This is a genomic window from Palleronia sp., assembly GCF_042089775.1.
In the GTDB taxonomy this organism is placed as follows: Bacteria; Pseudomonadota; Alphaproteobacteria; order Rhodobacterales; family Rhodobacteraceae; genus Palleronia.
The window spans coordinates 1-1,199 of record NZ_JBELKF010000216.1 but is presented as its reverse complement, the minus strand read 5'-3'; the positions used below and the strand labels follow the sequence as shown (position 1 = coordinate 1,199).

The 1,199-nt window shown below is 67.1% G+C and carries 1 protein-coding gene and 1 pseudogene; both read right to left on the bottom strand.

Translation table 11 applies throughout. From position 1 onward, the window contains the following. A partial coding sequence (locus ACFDS3_RS20165; RefSeq protein WP_375264117.1) for an OmpA family protein occupies positions 1-556 on the bottom strand: 556 nt, incomplete at its 3' end. A 35-nt stretch (positions 557-591) separates the two neighbouring features. Beyond that, positions 592-1,199 (bottom strand): annotated as a pseudogene (locus tag ACFDS3_RS20160) (hypothetical protein); the annotation flags it as partial.

The following is a 1,199-nucleotide window of genomic DNA, read 5'->3' as shown; positions in this document are numbered from 1 at the left end:
CGTTGCGCGCCACCGGGTAGGCCTCGCCGAGACCGGTCGCGACGATCCGCGACAGCGGGATGCCCCGGCTCATCAGCGCGGCCTGCACGGCAACGGCGCGGCGCTCGGACTGGACCAGCGCATGGCTCGGGCGGCCGTCGGAATGCCAATGGCCGAGGACGTCGAGCTTCACGCGCTTCTGGCGCAGCATCTCCGCGGCGATCCGCTCGATCCAGCCCATCGCATCAGGCAGGATCGCATCGGAGGGATGCTTGAAGAGCATCGTCTCGGACAACATCGCGAGCACATGGCCGGGCTCGTAGAAGACTGCGGCGCCGGAGCCCTTGAGGTTGCGGCTCAGGCGGTCGGCCTCGGTCGACAGGATATGCCGTCCGACGACACCGACCGGCTCGCTGTGGATGTAGCCCCGCGAGATCTCGACCAGAGAGCCCTGCGGCGCGTAATACGGCAGGTGGGTCACCTTCATGGGCGCCTGGCCGGGCAGCGCGGAGGCCGAGCCGGCGATAGCCAGGCCGGCGATACCGGTCAGCAGGCCGCGACGGGAGATGTGGGTCATGTATCGATCCTCGTTGTGGGGAATGGGCGCGGCGTTCAGCGCATGGAGATGACGATTTCGCCGGGGCGGGCGAAGCGTCGGTTGATGGTGCGGACCACGGTGCCGACATCGACGAGGGCCCGATTGCCCGCGATGCCATCGTAGTAGGAGCGGCCTGCCTTCTTGCCCGTGGCCACCGGGAAGGCCGCCCAGACCTGCGCAAGGCAGTTGGCGATCTCGAGCTCATGCTCGTGCGCCGCGTAGAAATCGCATTCGGCCATCAGCAGGCGGGCGAGATAATCCTGCACGTTACGGTCGAAGAGCGCGTCATGCGGCAGGTCGCTCGCTTCGACGAGGCGCGACAGCGTCTTGCGGATGAACTGGTAGCGGCCGACGGCGGAGGACTCGGACCCGGCGGCGACCATCCGGTTCTGGAAGGTCATGACCTCGCCGATCGTCATCTGTGTGAGCGGCATCGGCGGCTTGATCGTGGCCTTGCGATAGATGTCGTCGTAGCCACGCGGCCCCTCGTAATACCCGATCAGCTCGAGCATGGGCCTGTCGTTCACGTCCAGCGTGTCCGCCTGCGCTTCCGGCACGGCAGTCAGGGTCGACATGATCATGGCGGCGCCCATAAGGAGGCCGAGCATTGCGGGCTTCATCG